We start from the raw sequence: 3,226 nt of genomic DNA, 5'->3' as shown, positions 1-3,226 counted from the left end.
CGCGGGGCAAGCCCGCTCCCCCCGGACTCAACACTGCCCGGTGGGAGCGGGCTTGCCCCGCGATGAGTGAGTTACTTTTTAGCCTGTTCGTACAACGGCATGACCTTCGGAATCGCCGCCTGCAGCGAAGCCTGGCGGCTGGACGAGGCCGGGTGAGTGCTCATGAACTCCGGCTGCGAACCACCTGACGCCTGGCTCATCTTGTCCCACAGAGTGATCGCGGCGTTGGGGTTGTACCCGGCACGCGCAGCCAACTCCAGACCAATCAGGTCGGCTTCGTTCTCGTTGGCGCGACTGTTGGGCAGGGTCATGCTGTACTGCACCACGGTGTCGGCAATCGCCATGCTGTCCTGCCCCAGACCCAGCAAGGCACCCGCCCCTTGGCGCGCCATCTCGATGCCGTAGGCCTTGGACATCGCTTCACGACCGTGCTCACGCAACGCGTGGGCGATTTCATGGCCCATGACCGCAGCGATCTCGTCATCGGTCAGCTTGAGCTTGTCGATCAGCCCGGTGTAGAAAAAGATCTTGCCGCCTGGACCGCAGTTGGCATTGAGCTCATCGCTCTTGATCAGGTTGACTTCCCAGTTCCACTGCGCCGCGTCCGGGCGGAACTTCGGCGCCTGGGCAATCAAACGGTCGGCAATCAGCCGGACCCGCTTGGCATCAGCACTGGTCTTGTCGAGCACGCCTTTATTCGAAGCCTCGCCCAGGGTCTGCTGATAGGACTGGGCATACATCTGGTTGACCTCGTCGGTCGACAGCATGCTGAACATATATTGCTTACGCTCGACACCCACGGCGCCGCCGCTGGTGGTGTTTACGGCCTGACATCCAGCAAGCAGTACGCTGGCACTCAGGGCGCCGATGATAAATGACTTACGCATGAAAACACTCCATTCGAACATGCCCGGTATCCTAGGCCGACTCTAATGAGCCCGCTACACCCCGAGCGAAGATTTCTCCAGACGGCACTCATGCTTTGACCCGCACAAGCCGATAACGCAAGGCAGACGAATTTCCTTGTGCTTGGAGCCCCTCATGAAGTTCAGGTCGATCCAGTTTTCCGTCGCGGCCCTCGCCGGTGCGATTGTCTTGAGCATAGTCGCCGCCCTGGTGCTGTATGCAGTGTATTCCGGTCAACGCACCCAGGAGCTGGTGCAGACCCGTACCCAGCAGCAGTTCGAGGCGGTCATCGAACAGCGCCTGAGCGCCCTGGCCCGCACCCAGGTCAGTGAAATCCAGCGTGGCCTGGAAGCGCCACTGCTGATCGCCCGCGGGCTTGCCACCAGCAACGCCATGCTGGGGATGAAGGACGCCAGCGGTATTCCGCTGCTCAAGATCGAGCGCGAACAGCTGATCGCCCTGCTCAAGCAGACTGCCGTGACCAACCCGTTGATCCTCGGCACCTACCTGGGCTGGGAAGCCGACGCTCTGGACCATGATGACAGTCGCTTCATCGGCACCTCCATCACGGGTGTCGACAACGCTACCGGGCGTTTTCTGCCCTGGTGGTTCCGCAATGACGATGGCAGCCTCGGCCTCGACAAGCTCGCCGACGTCAATGACCAGACCGTGCTCGCTACCGGTGTACGAGCCAGTGAGTATTACCTGTGTTCACGGGAGTCCAAGAAAGCCTGCGTGATCGACCCTGCGCCATACAAAGTCGGCGACAAGGTGGTCATGCTCGCCTCGTTCGTCGAGCCGATCCTGATCGACGGCCAGTTCCAGGGCATTGCCGGTGCCGACCTGTCGGTGAACTTCATCCAGGAGCTGCTCAACACTGCTGATAAACAGCTGTATGACGGTGCCGGCGAGCTGGCACTGGTATCCGGCAACGGCCGCCTGGTGGCTTTTACCAAAGACCCGGGCAAATTTGGCGAGAAAGCCAGTGATGTTCTGGACGCCAGCGTCGCCTCCACCTTGAATCAGCTCAGCGGCGAGAACCTGCATTACGAGGTCAACGCCAAAGCCGGGCGCATCGAGCTGTACCTGCCGTTCAAAATCGGCAATACCGATGCGCGCTGGACCCTGCTGCTGGAACTGCCGCTGAGCGCGGTGATGGCCGATGTAAACCGGCTGCAAGATGAACTCAGCGCCCAACGCAGCACCGACCTCACCGGCATGACCCTGGTGGGCCTGGGCATCGCCGCCCTTGGCCTGTTGGTCATCTGGCTGCTGGCTCACGGTATTGCCCGTCCGCTGCGCCAGATGGTGGCCATGCTCGACGACATCGCCCAAGGGGAAGGTGACCTGACCCGCCGCCTGAGCAGCGACCGCGCCGACGAACTGGGCTCGATTGCCAAGGGCTTCAACACCTTCCTGGCCAAGTTGCAGGCGATGATCAGCCAGGTGGTGGTCTCGGTGCAAAAAGTCAGCGACTCGTCAGAACACACCGCCGACATCGCTATCCGCACCAACCAGGGTGTGCACAAGCAAATGGCCGAGATTGACCTGGTCGCCACCGCCGTGCACGAAATGACCGCGACCGCCCAGGACGTGGCCCGTAATGCCACCCACGCCGACCAGGCCGCCCATCAGGGCCTGCAGATCGTGCGCAACACCTCCAACTCGATCAGCGCCCTGGCCGAAGAAATCGGTCGGGCGGTGGGCGTGGTGCAGACCCTGGCCCGCGACAGCGAGAACATCAACGCGATCCTCACCGCTATCCGCGCCATCGCCGAACAGACCAACCTGCTAGCACTCAACGCGGCCATCGAGGCGGCGCGTGCCGGCGAACAGGGCCGCGGCTTTGCCGTAGTCGCCGACGAGGTACGCAACCTGGCGCAGAAAACCCAGCAGGCCACTGAAGAAATCCAGCAGATGATTCAGCAACTGCAACAAGGTACACGTGACGTGGTGCGGGTCATGGAAGACAGCCAGGGCAAGACCGATGACAGCGTGCAGCAGGCCGCTCGCGCTGCCGAGGCACTGGAAAGCATCACCCAGGCGGTTTCGGTGATCAATGACATGAACACCCAGATCGCCAGCGCTGCGGAAGAGCAAAGCGCGGTGGCCGAGGATATCAATCGCAACGTGATCAACATTGGCCAGGTGGCCAATGAGGTGGCTGGCGGGGCGGATGAGTCGAGTAACGCCAGTGCCGAACTGACCAAGCTGGCCGAGCAGCAGCGGCGGTTGATCAATCAGTTCCGGGTGTAAACCAATCGCGGGGCAAGCCCGCGCCCACAGGGTAATAGACCAACCCTGTGGGAGATCGGAAGAG

The 3,226-nt window shown here is 61.7% G+C and carries 2 protein-coding genes and 1 pseudogene; 2 read left to right on the top strand and 1 reads right to left on the bottom strand.

From position 1 onward, the window contains the following. Positions 1 to 71: 71 nt before the first annotated feature. Positions 72 to 887: a M48 family metallopeptidase gene (locus ACO6VD_RS26270; RefSeq protein ID WP_422422778.1), complete on the bottom strand. Its 816-nt coding sequence runs from the start codon at positions 885 to 887 to the stop codon at positions 72 to 74. A gap of 154 nt (positions 888 to 1,041) precedes the next feature. On the opposite strand from ACO6VD_RS26270, the pseudogene ACO6VD_RS26265 reads away from it, so the two are divergent. Both ACO6VD_RS26265 and ACO6VD_RS26260 read left to right on the top strand, forming a co-directional pair. Continuing rightward, a pseudogene (locus ACO6VD_RS26265) lies at positions 1,042 to 2,328 on the top strand (HAMP domain-containing protein); the annotation flags it as partial. A gap of 12 nt (positions 2,329 to 2,340) precedes the next feature. After that, a complete protein-coding gene (locus ACO6VD_RS26260) occupies positions 2,341 to 3,162 on the top strand; it encodes a methyl-accepting chemotaxis protein (protein WP_422422779.1) in 822 nt (273 codons plus the stop codon). The last annotated feature ends 64 nt before the right edge of the window (positions 3,163 to 3,226 follow it).

The organism is Pseudomonas sp. GZD-222 (assembly GCF_049310525.1).
Taxonomy (GTDB): domain Bacteria; phylum Pseudomonadota; class Gammaproteobacteria; order Pseudomonadales; family Pseudomonadaceae; genus Aquipseudomonas.
This window is presented reverse-complemented; position numbering and strand designations above follow the sequence as displayed.